17 protein-coding genes are annotated in these 20133 nt (G+C 72.9%); 6 read left to right on the forward strand and 11 right to left on the reverse strand.

The genetic code is table 11. The annotated features are described in order from the left end of the window. Positions 1 to 510: 510 nt before the first annotated feature. Positions 511 to 1512, forward strand: coding sequence for a tryptophan--tRNA ligase (gene trpS, locus ACFQ7Q_RS33510; RefSeq protein ID WP_383561829.1), 1002 nt, complete (start codon positions 511 to 513; stop codon positions 1510 to 1512). Here trpS and ACFQ7Q_RS33515 read toward each other — a convergent pair. Next, on the reverse strand, positions 1476 to 2480 hold the full coding sequence (locus ACFQ7Q_RS33515; RefSeq protein ID WP_383561831.1) for a GlxA family transcriptional regulator: 1005 nt from the start codon (positions 2478 to 2480) through the stop codon (positions 1476 to 1478). The two genes, trpS and ACFQ7Q_RS33515, sit on opposite strands and share 37 nt — an antisense overlap. 75 nt (positions 2481 to 2555) lie before the next feature. Here ACFQ7Q_RS33515 and ACFQ7Q_RS33520 point away from each other — a divergent pair, with 75 nt between their 5' ends. After that, complete coding sequence (locus tag ACFQ7Q_RS33520; RefSeq protein WP_383561833.1) at positions 2556 to 3146, forward strand: cysteine hydrolase family protein; 591 nt, start codon at positions 2556 to 2558, stop codon at positions 3144 to 3146. A 12-nt stretch (positions 3147 to 3158) separates the two neighbouring features. Here the strand turns inward: ACFQ7Q_RS33520 and proC are convergent, their stop codons facing one another. The 5 genes from proC to ACFQ7Q_RS33545 form a co-directional block, all read right to left on the reverse strand. Continuing rightward, positions 3159 to 3968: a pyrroline-5-carboxylate reductase gene (proC, locus tag ACFQ7Q_RS33525; RefSeq protein WP_383561835.1), complete on the reverse strand. Its 810-nt coding sequence runs from the start codon at positions 3966 to 3968 to the stop codon at positions 3159 to 3161. 119 nt (positions 3969 to 4087) lie between these two features. Further along, a complete protein-coding gene (locus ACFQ7Q_RS33530; RefSeq protein ID WP_383561837.1) occupies positions 4088 to 4825 on the reverse strand; it encodes an ABC transporter permease in 738 nt (245 codons plus the stop codon). After that, positions 4822 to 5652, reverse strand: a complete 831-nt coding sequence (locus ACFQ7Q_RS33535; protein ID WP_383561839.1) for an ABC transporter ATP-binding protein — start codon at positions 5650 to 5652, stop codon at positions 4822 to 4824. The genes ACFQ7Q_RS33530 and ACFQ7Q_RS33535 overlap by 4 nt, the downstream gene beginning before the upstream one ends. A gap of 158 nt (positions 5653 to 5810) precedes the next feature. Beyond that, positions 5811 to 6347, reverse strand: a complete 537-nt coding sequence (locus ACFQ7Q_RS33540) for a hypothetical protein (protein WP_383561841.1) — start codon at positions 6345 to 6347, stop codon at positions 5811 to 5813. A gap of 52 nt (positions 6348 to 6399) precedes the next feature. Beyond that, complete coding sequence (locus tag ACFQ7Q_RS33545; protein WP_383561843.1) at positions 6400 to 6717, reverse strand: SH3 domain-containing protein; 318 nt, start codon at positions 6715 to 6717, stop codon at positions 6400 to 6402. Between the two features lie 155 nt (positions 6718 to 6872). Between ACFQ7Q_RS33545 and ACFQ7Q_RS33550 the strand changes: the two genes are divergently transcribed. Continuing rightward, the gene (locus ACFQ7Q_RS33550) at positions 6873 to 9008 is read left to right on the forward strand and encodes a PQQ-binding-like beta-propeller repeat protein (RefSeq protein WP_383561845.1); all 2136 of its coding nucleotides are present in this window, start codon (positions 6873 to 6875) and stop codon (positions 9006 to 9008) included. A gap of 222 nt (positions 9009 to 9230) precedes the next feature. Here ACFQ7Q_RS33550 and ilvD read toward each other — a convergent pair whose 3' ends face one another. The 4 genes from ilvD to ACFQ7Q_RS33570 all read right to left on the reverse strand — a co-directional run bounded on the left by ilvD (position 9231) and on the right by ACFQ7Q_RS33570 (position 14054). Continuing rightward, positions 9231 to 11084 carry a dihydroxy-acid dehydratase gene (gene ilvD / locus ACFQ7Q_RS33555; RefSeq protein WP_383561847.1) on the reverse strand — a complete coding sequence of 618 codons (1854 nt, stop codon included), beginning with the start codon at positions 11082 to 11084 and terminating at the stop codon, positions 9231 to 9233. A gap of 181 nt (positions 11085 to 11265) precedes the next feature. Next, on the reverse strand, positions 11266 to 11877 hold the full coding sequence (locus ACFQ7Q_RS33560; RefSeq protein WP_383561849.1) for a TetR family transcriptional regulator: 612 nt from the start codon (positions 11875 to 11877) through the stop codon (positions 11266 to 11268). Continuing rightward, on the reverse strand, positions 11874 to 12710 hold the full coding sequence (locus ACFQ7Q_RS33565) for a sugar phosphate isomerase/epimerase family protein (protein ID WP_383561851.1): 837 nt from the start codon (positions 12708 to 12710) through the stop codon (positions 11874 to 11876). Before ACFQ7Q_RS33565 ends, ACFQ7Q_RS33560 begins: the two co-directional genes overlap by 4 nt. 411 nt (positions 12711 to 13121) lie before the next feature. Continuing rightward, positions 13122 to 14054, reverse strand: a complete 933-nt coding sequence (locus ACFQ7Q_RS33570; RefSeq protein ID WP_383561853.1) for a Ppx/GppA family phosphatase — start codon at positions 14052 to 14054, stop codon at positions 13122 to 13124. Positions 14055 to 14094: 40 nt separating this feature from the next. Between ACFQ7Q_RS33570 and ACFQ7Q_RS33575 the strand changes: the two genes are divergently transcribed. Then, complete coding sequence (locus ACFQ7Q_RS33575; protein WP_383561855.1) at positions 14095 to 14943, forward strand: hypothetical protein; 849 nt, start codon at positions 14095 to 14097, stop codon at positions 14941 to 14943. Between the two features lie 288 nt (positions 14944 to 15231). Here the strand turns inward: ACFQ7Q_RS33575 and ACFQ7Q_RS33580 are convergent, their stop codons facing one another. Then, positions 15232 to 16956 carry a hypothetical protein gene (locus ACFQ7Q_RS33580; protein ID WP_383561857.1) on the reverse strand — a complete coding sequence of 575 codons (1725 nt, stop codon included), beginning with the start codon at positions 16954 to 16956 and terminating at the stop codon, positions 15232 to 15234. 184 nt (positions 16957 to 17140) lie between these two features. On the opposite strand from ACFQ7Q_RS33580, the gene radA reads away from it, so the two are divergent. Next, complete coding sequence (radA, locus tag ACFQ7Q_RS33585) at positions 17141 to 18544, forward strand: DNA repair protein RadA (protein ID WP_383561859.1); 1404 nt, start codon at positions 17141 to 17143, stop codon at positions 18542 to 18544. 445 nt (positions 18545 to 18989) lie between these two features. Further along, entirely contained in the window at positions 18990 to 20048 is a 1059-nt protein-coding gene (gene disA / locus ACFQ7Q_RS33590; RefSeq protein WP_329125588.1) for a DNA integrity scanning diadenylate cyclase DisA, read from the forward strand. Positions 20049 to 20133: the final 85 nt, after the last annotated feature.

Raw genomic sequence — 20133 nt, forward strand, 5'->3', positions numbered from 1 at the left:
TTCGGCCTTCCGGCGTTTCCGACTCTATCAGATCCTTTCGGGCCTGATTCCCAGTCAGAGTGGGTTGTCTTTGCGGCTGTTGGGCCGTTCCGACGAGTGAGACTTTAGCGGATTCCCTGCCTCCGACGCTAATCGGGCGGCTCACGCTCAAACCTTCGAACGCGGATTCCTCATTTCGCAAAAACGCACGGAAAGCACGACGACGCGACGAAGCATCATCAGCTTGTAGTGGGTCTTGCGGAATGGCTGTCCGGGGCCGACCGGGGTCGGTGCTCACGTCGGACAACTCGGAGAACACTACGGACGGCGCAATCCCATGTCAACCCCGGTCCCCGGGCGTAGTCTCTCCGCATGACTACGCATGCGCGCACGACTCAGTGGTGGGCCGCCTGACGGCGGCCCGCGCTCACGCATGCACCAGCGGCCGCCGCCTCGGCGGCCGTTCGCGTTTCCCCCTCCGGGAGTGCGGCCGACGGGTCGGCGCACAGGAGAGTAGGGAGAACGAACGCGATGAAGCGGATCTTCAGCGGGGTCAAGCCCACGGGGCATCTGACGCTGGGCAACTACCTCGGGGCCGTACGGCGGTGGGTCGACATCGACCAGCACGGGTCCGACGCCCTGTTCGGCATCGTGGATCTGCATGCCCTGACCGTCGAGCACGATCCGGCGCGCGTCCTGCGGCTCAGTCGGCAGGCGGCCACGCTGCTGCTGGCCGCCGGCCTGGACCCGAAGTTGTGCACGGTGTTCGTGCAGAGCCATGTGGACGAACATGCCCGGCTCTCGTATCTGCTGGAGTGCACCGCCACCGACGGGGAGCTGCGGCGGATGATCCAGTACAAGGAGAAGGGCGCGCGGGCGCGGGCGGCCGGGGAGAGTGTGCGGCTGTCGCTGCTGACGTATCCGGTGCTGATGGCGGCCGACATCCTCGCCTACGGGACCGATGAGGTGCCGGTCGGTGAGGACCAGACGCAGCATGTGGAGCTGACCCGGGATCTGGCGGTGCGGTTCAACCAGCGGTACGGGCATGTGTTCACCGTGCCGAGGGCGACGCATCCGGAGGTGGCGGCGCGGGTCATGGATCTGCAGGACCCGCTGTCGAAGATGGGGAAGTCGCACGAGAACGGGAGCGGCATCGTCTATCTGCTGGACGACGCCGACGCGGTGCGGCGGAAGGTCATGCGGGCGGTGACGGACAGCGGTCGGGATGTCGTCTACGACCGGGAGGCGAGTCCCGGGGTGGCGAATCTGCTCGATCTGCTGGCGGCCTCGACGGGTGGGAACCCGGAAGCCCTGGCCGGTGTATATGAGTCGTACGGATCTTTGAAGCGGGACACGGCGGACGCGGTGGTCGAGATGCTGCGGCCGGTCCGGGAGCGGCATGCGGAGCTGGCGGCCGATCCGGGGCATGTGGACCGGGTGCTACGGGACGGGGCCGAGCGGGCCCGGGGGATGGCTCGGCCGTTGGTGGACCGGGCCTATCGGGCGATCGGGTTGATGCCGGCCGTCGGGTGACGGAAGGCGTGGCGGTAGTCGCGTGGGCTGGTGGCGAGGTGCGAGGCGAAGTGCTGGCGCATCGTGACCTCGCTGCCGAAGCCCGCGCGGCGGGCGACCTCGGGGAGGGGGTGGTCGGTGCGTTCGAGGAGTTTCTGGGCGGCGGCGATTCGCTGGGTGATGAGCCAGTGGAGAGGGGTGGTTCCGGTGGTGGCCTGGAAGTGGCGGGCGAAGGTGCGTGGCGACATATCGGCGCGGGCGGCCAGGCTCGCGACGGTGTGGGGTTCGTCGAGGTGCGCGAGGGCGTAGGAGCGGACGGCGGCCAGGGCGTCGGCGTCGCGGTCGGCGCGGGGTGTGGGGTGCTCGATGAATTGGGCCTGGGTGCCGGTGCGGAAGGGGGCGGTGACCATCGAGCGGGCGATCGTGGCGGCGGCCTCGGCTCCGTGGGCGGTGCGGACGAGGTGGAGGCAGAGGTCGATGCCGGCGGCGGTGCCGGCCGAGGTCCAGATGCCGGAGTCCTCGACGAAGAGCGCGTCGGGCTCGACGGTGATCCGAGGGTGCCTGGTGGCGAGGGTCCGGGCCAGGTGCCAGTGGGTGACCGCGCGGCGGCCGTCGAGCAGCCCGGCCTTGGCCAGGACGAACGCGCCCGCGCAGAGGGAGGCGACGGGGGTGCCGGCGGCGTGGGCCCGGCGGAGGGCTTCGAGTACGGGGGTGGGTGTGTCGGCGTCGGGGTCCTCGATGCCGGGGACGAGGACGAGGTCCGCCCGGTCGAGCCAGTCGAGGGGGCGGTCGGGGGTGAGGGTGAGGCCGCCGCGGAGCGGGATGGGGGTGGTCGGGTCGGCGGCGACGCGGCGGAGTTCGAAGGGAGGGACGCCGGGGATGCGGCGGCCGCTGTCCCAGACCTCGGTGATGACCGAGATGTCGAAGGCGCGGATGCCGGGGAAGGAGATCAGGGCGATGCGCTGGGGTTCCGCGGGGGCCGTCGGCATGGGTGGCAGTAAACCATCGATCGCTGACTTTCTCTCCTCTGGGACGCGGGGTGCCCGGGCGGCAGCATCGTGGGCATGGAGATCGCGGAGAACGCAGCGCTGGTTGTCGTCGACGTACAGAAGGGCTTCGAGGAGGAGTTCTGGGGGAAGCGGAACAACCCGGCCGCCGAGGGGAACATCGCGGCACTGATCGATCTGTGGCAGGAGACGGGGCGGCCGGTCGTGTTCGTACGGCACGATTCGGCGGCCGAGTCGCGGTCGCCGCTGCGGGTGGGGCATGTGGGCAACGACTTCAAGGACTTCGTCGAGGAGCGGAGGGGGAAGGGCAGCGGGCGGGAGCTGCTGGTGACGAAGAGCGTGAACTCGGCGTTCTACGGGGAGCCGTCGCTGGACCTGTGGCTGAAGGGGGAGGCCATCGAGCAGATCGTGATCGTCGGGATCCAGACGAACATGTGCAACGAGACGACGGCGCGGATGGGCGGGAATCTCGGGTACGACGTGGTGTTCCCGCTGGACGCGATGCACACGTTCGACCTGGGAGGGCCGTTCGGGTGGACGGCCACGGCGGAGGAGCTGACCCGGGCGACGGCGGTGTCGCTCCATGGCGGGCGGTTCGCCCGGGTCGTGTCGACGGAGGACGTGCTGAAGGGTGCCGCGGCCGCTTAGGCCGGGGGCCGGTCAGCCGTTGCCGGAAGCGAGCTCGCGGCTGCGGTCGCGGGCGGCTTCGAGGGCGGCGATGAGGGCGGCCCGTACGCCGTGGTTCTCCAGTTCGCGGATGGCGCTGATGGTGGTGCCGGCCGGGGAGGTGACCGCCTCGCGGAGCTTGACGGGGTGTTCGCCGCTGTCTCGGAGCATCACGGCGGCGCCGATGGCGGCCTGGACGATCAGGTCGTGGGCCTGGGCGCGGGGCAGGCCGAGGAGGATGCCGGCGTCGGTCATGGCCTCGACGAGGAAGTAGAAGTAGGCCGGGCCGGAGCCGGAGAGTGCGGTGGCGGCGTCCTGCTGGGACTCGGGGACGCGCAGTGTCTTGCCGACGCCGCCGAAGATCTCCTCGGCGTGGACGAGGTGCTCGGCGGTGGCGTGGCTGCCGCCGGAGATGACGGACATGCCCTCGTCGACGAGGACGGGGGTGTTGGGCATGACGCGGACGACGGGGGTGCCGGTGGTGAGCCGGTCCTCGATGAAGGAGGTGGGGATGCCGGCGGCGGCGCTGATGACGAGGCGGTCGGCGGCGACGTGGGGAGCCAGCTCGTCGAGGAGGCGGCCCATGTCCTGGGGCTTCACGGCGAGGATGAGGGTGTCGGCGCGCTTGGCGGCCTCGGCGTTGGTGACGGGCTCGACGCCGTAGCGGGCGCGCAGTTCTTCGGCGCGCTCGGTGCGGCGGGCGGTGACGAGGAGGTTGGCGGGGCGCCAGCCGGCTCGGATCATGCCGCTGAGGAGCGCTTCACCGATCTTGCCGGTGCCGAGGACTGCGACGGTCTGGGTCATGGCTCTGTTCACCTCGCCGGAAGGGGCATGCGCCGGTCCATCTGTGTGGACACTTCGTCCACGTGCAGGAACATCCTCGCACCGCGCGGGGTCGCGCGGTGCGGGCGTCCGAGGGGCGGTCAGGCGGTGCGGCGGCGGAGGGTCGCGGCGCCGAGGGTGAGGACGAGCAGGGCGCAGCCGGCGACGACGAGGGCGTCGAGGACGAAGGCGCTGGTGACGTCGGGGTGCCGGAGGACCTCGTTCATGCCGTCGACGGCGTACGACATGGGCAGCGCGTTGGAGATCCCTTCGAGGACGGGCTGCATCTGGTCGCGGGCGATGAAGAGGCCGCAGAGAAGCAGCTGGGGGAAGATCACGGCCGGCATGAACTGGACGGCCTGGAACTCGGAGGCGGCGAAGGCCGAGACGAAGAGGCCGAGTGCGGTGCCGAGGAGGGCGTCGAGCAGGGCGACGAGGAGGAGCAGCCAGGGGGAGCCGACGACGTCGAGGCCGAGGACTCCGAGGGCGAGGCCGGTGGCGAGGGCGGACTGGACGATGGCGAGGAGTCCGAAGGCGAGGGCGTAGCCGGCGATGAGGTCGCCTTTGCCCAGGGGCATGGCGAGCAGGCGCTCCAGGGTGCCGGAGGTGCGTTCGCGCAGGGTGGCGATCGAGGTCACGAGGAACATCGTGATCAGGGGGAAGATGCCGAGGAGCGAGGCTCCGATGTTGTCGAAGGTGCGGGGGCTGCCGTCGAAGACGTACCGGAGCAGGAAGAGCATCACGCACGGGACGAGGATCATCAGGGCGATCGAGCGCGGGTCGTGACGTAGTTGCCGCAGGACGCGGGCGGCGGTGGCGAGGGTGCGGGCGGTGCTCATCGCTGGGGCTCCTCGATCGTTCGGGGCTCCTGGGTCGGCCGGGGCTGGTCGAGGGGGGCGGCCGCGCGGGCGTTGGCGGCGTCCACGAGGTGGAGGAATGCCTCTTCGACGGTGGCGGTGTCGTTGCGGCGGCGCAGGGCGTCCGGGGTGTCCTCGGCGAGGATCTCGCCTTCGCGCATGAGGAGCAGTCGGTGGCAGCGCTCGGCCTCGTCCATGACGTGGGACGAGACGAGGATGGCGGTGCCGCGGTCGTCGGCGATGCGGTGGAAGAGGTTCCACAGGTCGCGGCGGAGGACGGGGTCGAGGCCGACGGTGGGTTCGTCGAGGACGAGGACCTCGGGGGTGCCGAGGAGGGCGACGGCGAGGGAGACGCGGCTGCGCTGGCCGCCGGAGAGCCGGCCGGCGAGGGAGTCGGCGTGCGAGGCGAGGTCGACGTCGTCGATGGCCCGGGCGACCGCGCTGCGGCGGTCTTCGCGGTGGGCGCGGCCGGGAAGGAGGACGGCGGCGAAGTAGTCGAGGTTCTGGCGGACGGTGAGGTCGTCGTAGACGGACGGCGCCTGGGTGACGTAGCCGATGCGGGAGCGCAGGGCGGCGTCGCCGGCCGGGCGGCCGAGCACCTGGAGGGTGCCGGTGACGTGGGCCTGGGTGCCGACGATCGCGCGCATCAGGGTGGATTTGCCGCAGCCTGAGGGGCCGAGGAGGCCGGTGATCCGGCCGGCCGGGACGGTGAAGTCGAGGCCGCGCAGGACGGTGCGGTCGCCTCGTACGGCGGTGAGGCCGTGCGCGACGATGGCCGGCTGCGTGACCTCGCCGGGGTAATTCATCATGTGATGAATATTGCGCGCGGGGGTCCGGGGCGTCAAGCACCGGGACGCCTGGAAACGGGTTCGCCGGAAACGCGCAGGACGCCCGGCGAAGGCCGGGCGTCCTGCGGGCGTCTGTCCGTATCGGGCGTGCGGATACGGCGGGCGGGTGCGGGTGCGGGCTACTTGCCCTTGCGCTTCTTGCGGGCCGCCGGGTTGCCCGCGCGGGCCCCGCGTCGCTTCTCGTACTGGGTGCGGGCCGTCTCGTACTCCGTGCGGCGCAGCTGCTCGCCCGGGGCCTCGACGAAGCAGCGGAAGAAGTAGGCGAGGAGCGAGCCGATGAAGCCGATCATCTTCAGGCTGCGCAGCGAATCCTCGCGGGCCGGGTCGGCGGGGCGGCGGACGAAGCCCTCCCAGGTCTTGCGGAAGGCGATGGCGCTGCAGATCGCGAACATGACGACCACGAGCAGGTTCAGGATGCCGCCGACCTCGGCGATCTCGAGACCCTCGTAGGCGAAGCGCAGCACGAAGCAGCCCGCCGCGGCGGCGGCGAGCGCACCGACGGCGAGCCCGGCGCGGCGCAGCACGTAGTTGCCGCTGTGGTCGACCCACGTCGTCCCGAAGAAGCGGATCTCCTCGGGCTGCGGGCCGGCGGGGGTACCGCCGGCCGCGCCCTTGGCGGTGGTGCTGGGCTCGGCGGTCTGGTCTTCGTCGCTCACGAGGTCGATTATCCCCGGGGTGGCGACGGAACGGGCGACGGCCGGGTGCGGGTCAGCCGCAGCGGGGTGCGATGTAGCCGTCGCTGCCGGTCTTCACGTACGCGTCGGAGATGAACTCGCCCGACGCGATGTTGTCCCAGATGTTCGTCGTGCCGTACGGGCCGGTGATGGTCTGGCCGGGCGTCTGGCAGCGGATCCCCACCCAGGAGCCCACGGGCAGGATCCGTACGATCGAGTACTGCGTGCCCGGGCCCGAGCGGACATTGACACGGGTCCCCGGCGCGACCGGGTAGCGCGTCGCGCTCGCCGTGGACACCCCGTCCAGCTCCGCGGCCACCGCGGCCGCTTCCTTCGTCTCGTCAACGCCCATGGCGTCCTCCCCCGTTGGCGCAAAGCGCTCCGCTGCAATTCACTCTCTGCGACGCGCAGGCTAGCAAGCCCCGCCGACATCAAGGGCACCATGGACTAGGCTCCGTGCGTCGCGCACGCGCGCGGCCTCAACGGGGAACCACACGGGGGTTGGCTATGCCGCCGTTGCGCAGTACCGGTGCCGACCGGGATGCGGAAGAACCTGAGTACGCGGGCGGCTACCGTCTCCAGGCCTGTCTCGGCGCGGGTGGCATGGGTGTCGTCCACCTCGCCACGTCCGCCTCCGGGCTACGGCTCGCGGTCAAGGTGGTGCACGGACAGTACGCGGAGGACCCGGAGTTCAGGGCCCGTTTCCGCCAGGAGGTGGCCGCCGCCCGCCGGGTCAGCGGTGCCTTCACCGCGCCCGTCGTGGACGCCGACCCCGACGCCGTACGCCCCTGGATGGCGACTCTCTACGTCCCCGGCCCCACCCTCGCCGACCAGGTGAAGCGGAACGGCCCCCTGTCCCCCGCCGAGCTGCGCCGGCTGACCGCCGGACTCGCCGAGGCGCTGCGCGACATCCACCGGGCCGGCGTCGTCCACCGCGACCTCAAGCCCAGCAACGTCCTGCTCACCGACACCGGACCGAAGGTCATCGACTTCGGCATCTCCCGGCCGGTGGACAGCGATCTGCACACGGAGACGGGGAAGCTGATCGGGTCGCCGCCCTTCATGGCACCCGAGCAGTTCCAGCGGCCCCGCGAGGTGGGCCCGGCGGCGGACGTCTTCGCGCTCGGCTCCGTGCTCGTGCACGCGGCGACGGGGCACGGACCGTTCGACTCCGACAGCCCGTACATCGTCGCGTACCAGGTCGTCCACGACGATCCGGATCTGACGGGGGTCCCGGACGACCTCGCCCCACTCGTCGCCCGCTGCCTCGCCAAGGAGCCGGCGGAGCGCCCGACCCCGGCCGAGATCATGGCGGCGCTGCTGCCGCCCTCGTACGAGGCGGCGGCGTTCATACCCGCCCAGCGGCGGCCGCCCACCCTGCCCCCGCCCCCACCCGGGCCGTCCGGGTCCTGGGACGCGGACACGCCCGTGCGGGCACCGGCGCCGCGTGCACGTCGACGGCTCCGGCCCTCGGTCGTGGCAGTCGCCGCGCTCGCCGTCCTCGCGGCCGGCGGGGCGGTCGTGGCGTTGCGCACCGATAGCGGCGAGGACCCCGGCCCCCGGCCGAACGCGGCAGAGGCGGCCGTCGCCTTCGACGGCTGGCACACCGTCCTGCACAAGGGCGGCGACCCCACCGCGCCCACCTGCACCCATGGCGCTGGGGCCCTGTACTGCGCGGGCGGGGGCACCGCCGCCGCCCGGCTCGACCCGGAGACCGGGCAAGTCCTGTGGTCGCACCCGGCCGCAGGCCGGGACCCCGCCGCCCCGTCCGTGCCGGCGGACGGCCTCGTCGCCGTCGCGTCGCCGAACGGGCCCCTCCGCACCTACGCGACCGGCGACGGCGCACCCGGCTGGCACACCGGCCCGGCCGTCGCCGAACGGGCCACGCCCGCCGGCACGGCCGTCGTCCTGTCCACCGGGGTCGGCGGACTCCGGGCCGTCGACAGCTCCACCGGACGACAGCTCTGGCGCCATGGCCTCGCCGGGTTCACGACACCCCAGGTGGGCCCCTACGAGGCCCGAACCGACCTCGTGTCCGTCTTCGAGCCGTCGGGCGACGCGACCCGCACCCGCGTGGCCGCCGTGCGCCCCGCGAGCGGCGACGTGGTCTGGCAGCGGCGTCTGGAGGGCGACCTCTCCCCGGTCGCCACGGCCGAGGACGGCTCGCTGATCCTGGCCTCGCACCGTCGGGGCACGGAGACCGACGCGCTGGTCCGCTACGACCCCGCCGACCACTCCGTCCGTCGCCTCCCGCTCCCCTATCGCGTGTACGAGGCGACGATCGCCGTCCGTGGCGCCACCGCCTACGTCCTCGACCCCACCGGCCGGCTCATCGCCCTCGACATGGCCGCCGGCCCCTCCGGACGGGTCCTCTGGGAGCTGGAGACCGCCGCCGGCAACGTCTCCGCCCCCGTGCTCGCGCCCGGCGGACGGCTCTATCTCTCCGCGTCCGACGGGAGGCTCATCGCCGTGGACACCGCGCGTGGCGCGCTCATCGGCCAGACGAAGCCGCGGCTCGGGGACGGCAGGCTCGGGTACGCGACCACCGTGCCCGCGCCCGTCGTCGCCGGGGAGAAGGTGTTCGGGAGCGCGCCCGACGGGTCCGTGTTCGCGGTGGACGGGCGTGACCCGGCGGGGTGGTGACGCCGGGTCGGCCGCCGTGTTCCCACGGGCTCGCGTACTCCCCCACACCCGCCTCGATCGTCCCGCCCCGGGCGCACGGTGACGTGGTGGCGTACACGTGACGAACGCGGGGAGTGAGCGCTTCCGCCCACTCCCCGCGTCCCGGTGTCTCGCAGTGCCCCCTCAGAGCGTCGTCCGCCTTACGGCGATGTCCCGGAGGGTCGTCTCGGAGCGGAACCCGGCTCAGACCAGCTTCGACACGTCCCGCACCGCGCCCTTGTCCGCGCTCGTCGCCATCGCCGCGTACGCCCGCAGCGCCGCCGACACCTTGCGCTGCCGGTTCTTCGGGGCGTAGACCCCGCCCAGTGCCTCGCGGCGGGCAGCCAGCGTCGTGTCGTCGACCAGGAGCTCGATCGAGCGGCTCGGGATGTCGATACGGATCCGGTCGCCGTCCTCGACCAGCGCGATCGTGCCGCCCGACGCCGCCTCGGGCGAGGCGTGGCCGATCGACAGACCCGACGTACCGCCCGAGAAGCGGCCGTCCGTCACCAGCGCGCAGGTCTTGCCCAGGCCCCGGCCCTTGAGGAAGGAGGTCGGGTAGAGCATCTCCTGCATGCCCGGGCCGCCGCGCGGGCCCTCGTAGCGGATGACGACCACGTCGCCGTCCTTGACCTGCTTGTTGAGGATCTTCTCGACGGCCTCTTCCTGCGACTCGCAGACGACCGCCGGACCCTCGAAGGTCCAGATCGACTCGTCGACGCCGGCCGTCTTCACGACACAGCCGTCCACGGCCAGGTTGCCGCGCAGGACCGCGAGTCCGCCGTCCTTCGAGTACGCGTGGGCCGCGTCGCGGATGCAGCCGCCGGCCGCGTCCGTGTCCAGGGAATCCCAGCGCTCGGACTGCGAGAAGGCGGTGGCGGAGCGGACGCAGCCGGGCGCCGCGTGCCAGAGCTCGACGGCCTCCTCCGACGGGGAGCCGCCGCGCACGTCCCAGGTCTCCAGCCACTCCTTGATGGAGCGGGAGTGGACGGTGTGCACGTCCTCGTTGAGCAGACCGGCGCGGTACAGCTCGCCGAGGATGGCGGGGATGCCGCCGGCGCGGTGCACGTCCTCCATGTAGTACGTGCCGCCGGGCGCCACGTTCGGCGCGACCTTGGCCAGGCACGGCACACGGCGCGAGACGGCGTCCATGTCGCTCAGGCCGTAGTCCAGCTCGGCCTCCTGGGCGGCGGCGAGCAGGTGCAGGATCGTGTTGGTCGAGCCGCCCATGGCGATGTCCAGGGCCATGGCGTTCTCGAAGGCCGCCCGGGTCGCGATCGAGCGCGGCAGGACGGAGTCGTCGTCCTCGTCGTAGTAGCGACGGGTGATGTCGACGACCGTGCGGGCCGCGTTCTCGTACAGCGCCTTGCGGGCCGTGTGGGTGGCGAGGACCGAGCCGTTGCCGGGCAGCGAGAGGCCGATGGCCTCGGTCAGGCAGTTCATCGAGTTGGCGGTGAACATGCCGGAACAGGAGCCGCAGGTCGGACAGGCGTTCTCCTCGATACGGAGGATGTCCTCGTCCGAGATCTTGTCGTTGACGGCGTCGGAGATCGCGTCGACCAGGTCGAGCGTGCGGACCGTGCCGTCGACCAGCGTGGCCTTGCCGGACTCCATCGGGCCACCGGAGACGAAGACCGTCGGGATGTTGAGGCGCAGCGCGGCGTTCAACATGCCGGGGGTGATCTTGTCGCAGTTGGAGATGCAGATCAGGGCGTCGGCGCAGTGCGCCTCGACCATGTACTCCACGCTGTCCGCGATCAGGTCGCGGGAGGGCAGGGAGTACAGCATTCCGCCGTGGCCCATCGCGATGCCGTCGTCGACGGCGATCGTGTTGAACTCGCGCGGGATGGCACCGGCCGCCGTGATGGCCTCGGAGACGATCCGGCCGACCGGCTGCAGGTGGGTGTGGCCGGGGACGAACTCCGTGAAGGAGTTGGCGACCGCGATGATCGGCTTACGGCCGATGTCCGCGCCCGGTACACCGGAGGCGCGCATAAGGGCGCGTGCGCCCGCCATGTTGCGGCCGTGGGTGACTGTGCGGGACCTCAGCTCGGGCATCGTCGCTCGCTCCTCAGTAAATGGGTGTGCTTGCTGTCGAGCGTACGCCCGCCGACCAAGATCTGGACAGCGTGTCCGTATGCCGGACCGCCTGTTCAGCTTTCGGTCAACGGGCGAGGTCGGCGGGGTGGTGCCGGGGCACGGGTCAGGACGCGCGTCGGCGCTCCGGACAGGATCCCGGTCAGGACTCCGTGAGGTAGCGCTGGAGGGTCGGGGCCACCATCTCCACGATCTTCTCCGGGTCGGCGGTGGCGAGCGGCTCGACCTGGATGACGTACCGCAGGATCGCGATCCCGATCATGTGGGAGGCCGCCAGCTCCGCGCGGAACTTCGGGTCCGGCACGTCGAGGTCGGCCGCGATCCGTTCCAGGAGCCTGCGCAGCACGAAGCCGCGCAGCACCTTCGCCGCCGCTTCGTGGGTCAGCGCGGAGCGGATGATCGCGAGCAGCGGGGCGCGGGAGACGGGGTTCTCCCAGATGCCGATGAAGAAGCGCGCCAGCCGCTCGCCGATGGCGTCGCGCGGCCCCTCGATGATCGCCGGGACGACGGTCGTGGGCTCGAAGGAGACCTCGATGGCGGCGGCGAAGACCTCGTCCTTCGTACCGAAGTAGTGGTGCACGAGCGCCGGGTCGACATCGGCCGCCTTGGCGATGCCGCGTACGGAGGTCTTGTCGTAGCCGCGTTCGGCGAACTGCGTGCGGGCGGCCTCCAGGATGCGTTCGCGCGCGCCCGGTCCGCTCTCCTCCTCGGTACGCGACGGGCGGCCGCGCCGGCGGGGGGCCGAACCGGTCATGAGCGGGGGGCCCGGGACGACGGCCGGGCCGCCGAGGCCAGGTGCAGCCGGGTGAAGGCGAGGGCCTCGGCGAGGTCGGCCTCGCGTTCGGCGGCGGACATCGACCGCCGGGTGTTGACCTCGATGACGACATGGCCGTCGAAGCCGGTGTGCGCGAGGCGTTCGAGGACCTCGGCGCAGGGCTGGGTGCCGCGCCCCGGCACCAGGTGCTCGTCCTTGGCGGAGCCCTTGCCGTCGGCGAGGTGGACGTGGCCGAGGCGGTCGCCCATGCGGTCGACCATGGCGAGGGCGTCCGTGCGGGCGGTGGCGGTGTGCGAGAGGTCGACCGTGAAGTGACGGTAGTCGTCCTTGGTGACGTCCCACTCGGGGGCGTACGCGAGCATCTCGCGGTCCTTGTACCGCCAGGGGTACATGTTCTCGACGGCGAACCGGACGTCCGTCTCGTCGGCCATCCGCCAGATGCCGGTGACGAAGTCGCGGGCGTACTGGCGCTGCCAGCGGAACGGCGGGTGCACGACGACCGTGGAGGCTCCGAGCTTCTCGGCGGCCGCCTGGGCGCGCTGGAGCTTGACCCAGGGGTCCGTGGACCAGACGCGCTGGGTGATGAGCAGACAGGGCGCGTGGACGGCGAGGATCGGGACCTGGTGGTAGTCCGAGAGGCGCCGGAGGGCCTCGATGTCCTGGCTGACGGGGTCGGTCCACACCATGACCTCGACGCCGTCGTAGCCGAGGCGCGCGGCGATCTCGAAGGCCGTCGCCGTCGACTCCGGATAGACCGAGGCCGTCGACAGGGCGACCTTCGCATCCGGGATGCGCACCACTGGTTCTGCCACGAGGGACAGGGTACGGGGCGGGGCAGGCCCCAGGGGGGTGGCTCCGGTCACGTGGGGTGCCGCGAGGCGCGCGGGGCCCACGAAATCGGGGCCTGTACGGGGGGTGCGGGGCCGTGAAGCGGGGCCTGCACGGGGTGCGGGGCGGGCCGGTGCCGCGGGGGCGGAGGCGGGGCGCGCCGGGGGTGCGGGCGGGCCGGTGCCGCGAGGGGGTGCAGCAGGGCAGGCCCGGCACGCCGGGGGTGCGGGCGGGCCGGTGCCGCGAGGCGCGCGGGGGCGGAGGCGGGGCACGCGCGCGCGTGGGGACGGTTGCCCGGCTACCGCGCGTGGGCCCCTGTCGCCCGGCACGCGCACATGGGTCCGAAGGCCCGGACACGCGCGCGTTGTCCACGTACGCGCGCGTGCGTCCTGGCGCTACTCCTCCGGCAGGTGGTCCAGGCGGCGCAGGATCACGCCCTCGCGGAGCGCCCAGGGGCAGATCTCCAGTTCGTTCACGCCGAAGAGGTCCATCGCCCCCTCGGCCACCAGCGCCCCCGCGAGCAGCTGGGGTGCGCGGCCCTCCGAGACGCCCGGGAGGTCGGCGCGCTGGTCGGACGTCATGGCGGCGAGCTTGGGGACCCACTCCTCCAGGGACGAGCGGGTCAGGACGCGCCGCAGGTAGAGCCCCCGCTCGGAGCCCGGCGATCCGGCGATCCGGGCGAGCTGCTTGAAGGTCTTGGACGTGGCCACGACATGGTCGGGCTTGCCGAAGCGGCTGAACTCTCCGACCGTACGGGCGATCTGGGCGCGCGCGTGGCGGCGCAGCGCCCGTACGTCCGCCGAGTCGGGCGGGTCGCCCGGCAGCCAGCCGGACGTCAGCCGTCCCGCGCCCAGCGGCAGCGACACCGCTGCGTCCGGCTCCTCGTCGATGCCGTACGCGATCTCCAGCGAGCCGCCGCCGATGTCGAGGAGGAGCAGCTTGCCCGCGGACCAGCCGAACCAACGGCGGGCCGCCAGGAACGTGAGCCGGGCCTCCTCCTCGCCGGTGAGGACCTGGAGGTCGATGCCGGTCTCCCGCTTCACCCGCTCCAGGACGGCGTCGGCGTTCGTGGCCTCGCGCACCGCCGAGGTCGCGAAGGGCAGCACTTCCTCGCAGCCCTTGTCCTCGGCGGCCTGGATGGCGCCCTGGACGGTCGCGATGAGCCGCTCGATGCCGTCGGGCGCGATGGCACCTCCCTCGTCGAGGAGCTCCGCCAGCCGCAGCTCCGCCTTGTGGGAGTGGGCGGGCAGCGGGCGGGCGCCGGGGTGGGCGTCCACCACCAGCAGGTGCACTGTGTTCGAACCGACGTCGAGGACTCCGAGTCTCATGGACGGAACGCTACTGCTCCCACCCGCATACGCTTGTCGTGTGCCAAAGACGAAAAAGGCGAAGCCGGGCAAAGACAACACCGCCAAGGCTCAGAAGACCTCCAAGAAGCCGAACGCCACTGCCGGCCGGGGCGAACCGGACGAGAAGGGCCTCGACTTTCCGCGGGCATGGGTCGAGTTTCCCGACCCTGCCGACGACGAGCAGGTCTTCCGCTGCGACCTGACCTGGCTCACCTCGCGCTGGACGTGCATCTTCGGCAGCGGCTGCCAGGGCATCCAGGCGGGCCGCGCCGACGACGGCTGCTGCACGCTGGGCGCCCACTTCTCCGACGAGGACGACGAGAAGCGCGTCGCCTCGCACGTGGACCGGCTCACGCCCGAGCTGTGGCAGTTCCACGACGTCGGCACGGAGACGGGCTGGACGCAGGTCGACGAGGACGGCGACCGGCAGACCCGCCGCTGGGAGGGGTCCTGCATCTTCCAGAACCGCCCCGGGTTCGCGGGCGGCGCCGGCTGCTCGCTGCACATCCTGGCCCTCAAGGAGGGCAAGGAGCCGCTGGAGACCAAGCCGGACGTCTGCTGGCAGCTGCCGGTGCGGCGTACGTACGACTGGATCGAGCGGCCCGACGACACGAAGATCCTCCAGGTGTCGATCGGCGAGTACGACCGGCGCGGCTGGGGCCCCGGCGGCCACGACCTGCACTGGTGGTGCACCTCGGCGACCTCGGCGCACGGGGCCGGGGAGCCGGTGTACGTGACGTACCGGCCCGAGCTGACGGAGCTGATGGGCAAGGCGGCGTACGACGTGCTGGTGGAGCTGTGCGAGGCCCGGCTGGCCGCCCAGCTGCCGCTGGTGGCACCGCACCCGGCGGACCCGGCGGAGCGGTAACCCCCGCGCGGGGTGAGCCCGGGTGACGGGCCGAGCGTGAGGCCGAGCGCCGCCGCGGTCGCCCGGTCGGGCGCGGCCCGGTGCCAGGCAGGCCGCCGTCACGGTCGCCCAGCGCGGCCCGGTGACAGGCCGAGCGCCGTCGCGGCCGCCCAGCCCGGCCCGGTGACGGGCCGCGCGGCGTGGGAAGCGAGCCCGGGAAGCGCCCCGGACGCCGACCCGATCGCCACGCGGGCGGTCACCCGGGCGCGTGCCGACCCGGCGACCCCGACGCCGGCTCGTCCCCGTCGTCTACGACGTCGGCGGGGAGTCCGAGCCGCTCGGTGTTCCCGGGTCCGTGGACGGTGAGGGGTCGCTCGTGGGGGTGGGGTCCGTCGTCGGCGGTGGGGTCGTCGGATCCGTCGTCGGGGGCGGTTCCTCGGTCGTCGGCGGAGGTGTCGTCGGGTCCGTGGTCGGCGGTGGGGTCGTCGGATCCGTCGTCGGAGGGGGCTCCTCCGTCGTCGGGGGCGGCGAGGTGCCCGCCCCGCGGCCGCCGATCCGTACCACCGCGCCCGAGGGGTTGACCCCGACCCGCGCGGACCACGCGCCGGCGGGCTCGCGTGCCTCGTCGACGGCGATGCGGACCGTCACCGACTCGCCGGGGCGCAGTGTGCCGGACGCCTGGCTCACGTACAGCCACGGCGCGTCCGTCCACAGCGACCAGTCGACGGGCGCGCCGCCGGACGCCGTGAGGGTGAGCAGCGTCGTGTCCCCGTCGCCGTGCGCCGCGACGGTGATCCGGCCGGGACCGGGCTGCCCGGGCAGCGTGGGTCCCACCGGCCCGCCGGGGCTGATCACCTCGACCGAGACGTCAGGGGACCGGCTGCCCTGGGTGAAGCGGGAGTCGGGGGTGGTCTCCGCGTTGCCCGCGTTCTCGTAGCGGTCGTACGGGGTGCCGTCGAGGCTCGTCGGTTCGTCCGTCTCGTGCGCGCTGACCGGAGCGCCCGCACGGTCGCCCTCCCCCATGAGGGGGCCGGCTCGGTACGAGGCCCACAGGGCGAGCACCGGCGCCGCGACGACCGCCGCCACGACGGTCGTCGTCACCGCGCGGGCCCGCATCCGGTCGCGGCGGGCCGCGTGGTCCTTGGGGTCCATCGGGAAGCCGGTCGGGCCGAAGCGCGGGGCACCGGCACGCGCGCGTGGGACATGCAGCATCGCCACGTACGCGGCCGCCTTCGGCGCCTCGACCAGCGGGAGCCTGGCCGGGGAGACCGCGGCCGCGCCGGGCCAGGGGCCGCCCGCACCCGCGCGCTCGGCGGCCCGGCGGCAGCGCGGACAGTCGTCGACATGGCGGACGAGTTCGGCACGCAGGGCCGCGGAGAGCAGCACCTGGTGGTCGCCGGTGAGCCGGGCGACGGTGGGGCAGTTGCCGGTCTCGACGACCGCCAGCGCGGCCCGGGTCCGCTCGACCTCGCAGGCGGCGGAGGAGAGCAGCTCCCGGGCGGCGAGCGGGTCGAGGGAGAGCACGGCGGCGACTTCGCGGTGGCCGAGGCCGTGCCGGACGGCGAGCTCCAGCGCCTCGCGCTGCTCGGGGGTGGTGCCGGCCGCCTCGGGCCAGGCAAGCAGGGCCAGTTCAGAGCGCCGGCGCTCGGCGACCTCCTCGGAGACCGGCGGCGGCTCGGGCGCGGCGACGACGGGGCGGCCGGTGTGCGCGCCCTGTCGCTTGCTGCGCTGCTCCGCGAGGCTGCGCAGACATGCCCAGCGGGCCAGCGCGTAGAGCCATGCCCTGCGCCCGTCCGCGTCGGACGGGCAGCGGCCGTGGTGGCGTTCGGCGACGGCGAGGACGTCGCCGAGGACGGCGGTCGCGGCGTCGTGGTCGCAGAGCACGGAGAGGCAGTAGGTGAACAGCCCGTCCAGATGGGCCTCGTAGCGTGCGGGCGGGTGCTGGCCGATGGTGCGCGGGCTTTCGGGCGCTCGCCGGTGCGCCCGGTGTGCGCCGGTGGTGTGTGGGGAGGGGTCCAGCCTGCTGCTCGTCACTGGGCGACCGTAGGCAGGACTGACTGGGGTCTTCGTACCGGTTGAACACTTTTAATCCGTACGGGTGAAGGTATCCCTCAAAAGGGGACAGGAGCGCGATATTCCGGCGGCAGGGCCCCGCCGCCGGGTCGGCGGACTTCCGGCTCGGCACCCGTTGTCAGTGCGGCCCGCTACGGTTCGGTGCATGGCTGCCCGTACGAAATCCGCCAAGGACAGGCCGTCCTACCGCTGCACCGAATGCGGCTGGACGACCGCCAAATGGCTCGGCCGTTGCCCCGAGTGTCAGGCCTGGGGGACGGTCGAGGAGTACGGCGCGCCCGCCGTCCGCACGACCGCCGCGGGCCGGGTCTCCACGGCCGCGCTGCCCATCGGTCAGGTCGACGGCCGGCAGGCCACGGCGCGCTCGACCGGCGTCGACGAGCTGGACCGTGTGCTCGGCGGGGGCCTGGTGCCCGGAGCGGTCGTGCTCCTCGCCGGTGAGCCCGGCGTCGGCAAGTCGACGCTGCTGCTGGACGTCGCCGCGAAGGCCGCGAGCGACGAGCACCGCACGCTGTACGTCACGGGCGAGGAGTCCGCGAGCCAGGTCCGGCTGCGGGCCGACCGGATCAACGCGCTGAGCGACCATCTGTATCTGGCGGCCGAGACCGACCTGTCCGCCGTCCTCGGTCACCTCGACGCGGTCAAGCCCTCGCTGCTGATCATGGACTCGGTGCAGACCGTCGCCTCCCCCGAGATCGACGGCGCGCCCGGCGGCATGGCGCAGGTGCGCGAGGTCGCCGGCGCGCTGATCCGGGCCTCCAAGGAGCGGGGCATGTCCACGCTCCTGGTCGGCCACGTCACCAAGGACGGCGCGATCGCCGGCCCCCGGCTCCTGGAGCACCTGGTCGACGTCGTCCTGAGCTTCGAGGGTGACCGGCACGCCCGCCTGCGGCTGGTCCGCGGTGTGAAGAACCGGTACGGGGCGACCGACGAGGTCGGCTGCTTCGAGCTGCACGACGAGGGGATCACGGGCCTCGCCGACCCCTCCGGGCTGTTCCTGACCCGCCGCGACGTCGCCGTGCCGGGCACCTGTCTGACCGTCACCCTGGAGGGCCGCCGGCCGCTCGTGGCCGAGGTCCAGGCGCTGACGGTCGACTCCCAGATCCCGTCCCCGCGCCGGACCACGTCCGGTCTGGAGACGTCCCGGGTCTCGATGATGCTGGCCGTTCTGGAGCAGCGCGGCCGGATCACCGCGCTCGGCAAGCGGGACATCTACTCGGCGACGGTGGGCGGCGTGAAGCTCTCCGAGCCGGCCGCCGACCTGGCGATCGCGCTCGCGCTCGCCTCCGCCGCCAGCGACACCCCGCTGCCGAAGAACCTGGTCGCGATCGGTGAGGTCGGACTCGCGGGCGAGGTCCGCCGGGTCACGGGCGTTCAGCGGCGCCTGGCCGAGGCGCACCGCCTCGGCTTCACCCACGCCCTTGTCCCCACGGACCCGGGGAAGGTCCCGGCGGGCATGAAGGTGACGGAGGTGGCGGACATGGGCGACGCCCTGCAGGTCCTCCCCCGCAGCCGCCGAGCGGCCGCCCCCAAGGGCGCGGACGCGTAGCCCGCGGGGCACGGCCGGACGCCCCCGGGGACGGGAATGGCGCGGCGCTTCGGACCCGCCTCGGCACTCCCGAGGGCGAGGGTCCGCCGACGTGGACAGCCGGTGCGCGGGCCGGAGACGAGTGGCGGCGCGGGCGGGCGCGGCCGGTGCCCCAGGGGCTAGTGGCGGTCGCAGCGGGCCCGGACGTGCGGCGCTTCGGCACGGCTCGGTGCCCCCGTGTGTGGTGGGCCGGGGGTGCGGGGTGTCGGCGTGCGAGGGGTGGGACGGTTGGCCGTGGCCGGCTGCGGGCAGGTGGCGTGCGGGTGGTTCCCGAGGGTGCGGACCGGGCGGGATCCGGCGCGCGGCGGAGGGCCGCGGGGCGGTGTCGCTAGACTTTGCCCTGGTCTCGCCCATCCGTACGAGCCGGAGGAGTGCAGTGGCAGCCAAGGACGGGAACGAAGCGCTGATGCGCGCGGCCCTCAGCGCGGTCGCTCCCGGCACCGCACTGCGCGACGGCCTCGAGCGCGTTCTGCGTGGCAACACCGGTGGTCTGATCGTGCTCGGCATGGACAAGACGGTGGACTCGATGTGCACCGGCGGCTTCGTGCTGGACGTGGAGTTCACCGCGACCCGGCTGCGCGAGCTGTGCAAGCTCGACGGCGGACTCGTCCTCGACAAGGACATCTCCAAGATCCACCGGGCCGGTGTCCAGCTCGTCCCGGACGCCTCCATCCACACCGAGGAGACCGGCACCCGCCACCGCACCGCGGACCGGGTCTCCAAGCAGTGCAACTTCCCGGTCGTCTCCGTCTCCCAGTCGATGCGGCTCATCGCGATCTACGTGAACGGTGAGCGCCGCGTCCTGGAGGAGTCGGCCGCGATCCTCTCGCGCGCCAACCAGGCGCTCGCGACCCTGGAGCGGTACAAGCTCCGTCTCGACGAGGTCGCCGGCACCCTCTCCGCCCTGGAGATCGAGGACCTGGTGACCGTCCGCGACGTCACCGCCGTCGCACAGCGGCTGGAGATGGTCCGCAGGATCGCCACCGAGATCGCCGAGTACGTCGTCGAGCTCGGCACCGACGGCCGACTCCTCTCGCTCCAGCTCGACGAACTGATCGCGGGCGTCGAGCCCGAGCGCGAGCTGGTCATCCGCGACTACGTGCCCGAGCCGACGGCCAAGCGCTCCCGTACGGTCGCCGAGGCGCTCACCGAGCTCGACGCGCTCACCCACGCCGAACTCCTCGAACTGCCCATCGTGGCGCGGGCCCTGGGCTACAGCGGCTCGCCCGAGACCCTCGACTCCGCGGTCTCCCCTCGCGGCTACCGGCTCCTCGCCAAGGTGCCGCGGCTGCCCGGCGCGATCATCGAGCGGCTCGTGGAGCACTTCGGCGGGCTCCAGAAGCTGCTCGCGGCCAGCGTGGACGACCTCCAGACCGTCGACGGCGTCGGCGAGGCCCGGGCGCGCAGCGTCCGCGAGGGCCTGTCCCGGCTCGCGGAGTCCTCGATCCTGGAGCGGTACGTCTAAGCCGACCCGCGCACAGGCACGGACAAGGGGCCGTACGGAGATCTCCGTACGGCCCCTTGTCCGTGCCTCTTGTCAGTCCTTGGCG

Source organism: Streptomyces sp. NPDC056527, assembly GCF_042794475.1.
In the GTDB taxonomy this organism is placed as follows: Bacteria; Actinomycetota; Actinomycetes; order Streptomycetales; family Streptomycetaceae; genus Streptomyces.

Bases quoted from the DNA above. Each gene is read 5' to 3' on its own strand.
- trpS (WP_383561829.1), top strand. From the start codon at position 511: ATGAAGCGGATCTTCAGCGGGGTCAAGCCCACGGGGCATCTGACGCTG.
- ACFQ7Q_RS33515 (WP_383561831.1), bottom strand. From the start codon at position 2,480: ATGCCGACGGCCCCCGCGGAACCCCAGCGCATCGCCCTGATCTCCTTC.
- ACFQ7Q_RS33520 (WP_383561833.1), top strand. From the start codon at position 2,556: ATGGAGATCGCGGAGAACGCAGCGCTGGTTGTCGTCGACGTACAGAAG.
- proC (WP_383561835.1), bottom strand. From the start codon at position 3,968: ATGACCCAGACCGTCGCAGTCCTCGGCACCGGCAAGATCGGTGAAGCG.
- ACFQ7Q_RS33530 (WP_383561837.1), bottom strand. From the start codon at position 4,825: ATGAGCACCGCCCGCACCCTCGCCACCGCCGCCCGCGTCCTGCGGCAA.
- ACFQ7Q_RS33535 (WP_383561839.1), bottom strand. From the start codon at position 5,652: ATGATGAATTACCCCGGCGAGGTCACGCAGCCGGCCATCGTCGCGCAC.
- ACFQ7Q_RS33545 (WP_383561843.1), bottom strand. From the start codon at position 6,717: ATGGGCGTTGACGAGACGAAGGAAGCGGCCGCGGTGGCCGCGGAGCTG.
- ACFQ7Q_RS33550 (WP_383561845.1), top strand. From the start codon at position 6,873: ATGCCGCCGTTGCGCAGTACCGGTGCCGACCGGGATGCGGAAGAACCT.
- ilvD (WP_383561847.1), bottom strand. From the start codon at position 11,084: ATGCCCGAGCTGAGGTCCCGCACAGTCACCCACGGCCGCAACATGGCG.
- ACFQ7Q_RS33560 (WP_383561849.1), bottom strand. From the start codon at position 11,877: ATGACCGGTTCGGCCCCCCGCCGGCGCGGCCGCCCGTCGCGTACCGAG.
- ACFQ7Q_RS33570 (WP_383561853.1), bottom strand. From the start codon at position 14,054: ATGAGACTCGGAGTCCTCGACGTCGGTTCGAACACAGTGCACCTGCTG.
- radA (WP_383561859.1), top strand. From the start codon at position 17,141: ATGGCTGCCCGTACGAAATCCGCCAAGGACAGGCCGTCCTACCGCTGC.
- disA (WP_329125588.1), top strand. From the start codon at position 18,990: ATGCGCGCGGCCCTCAGCGCGGTCGCTCCCGGCACCGCACTGCGCGAC.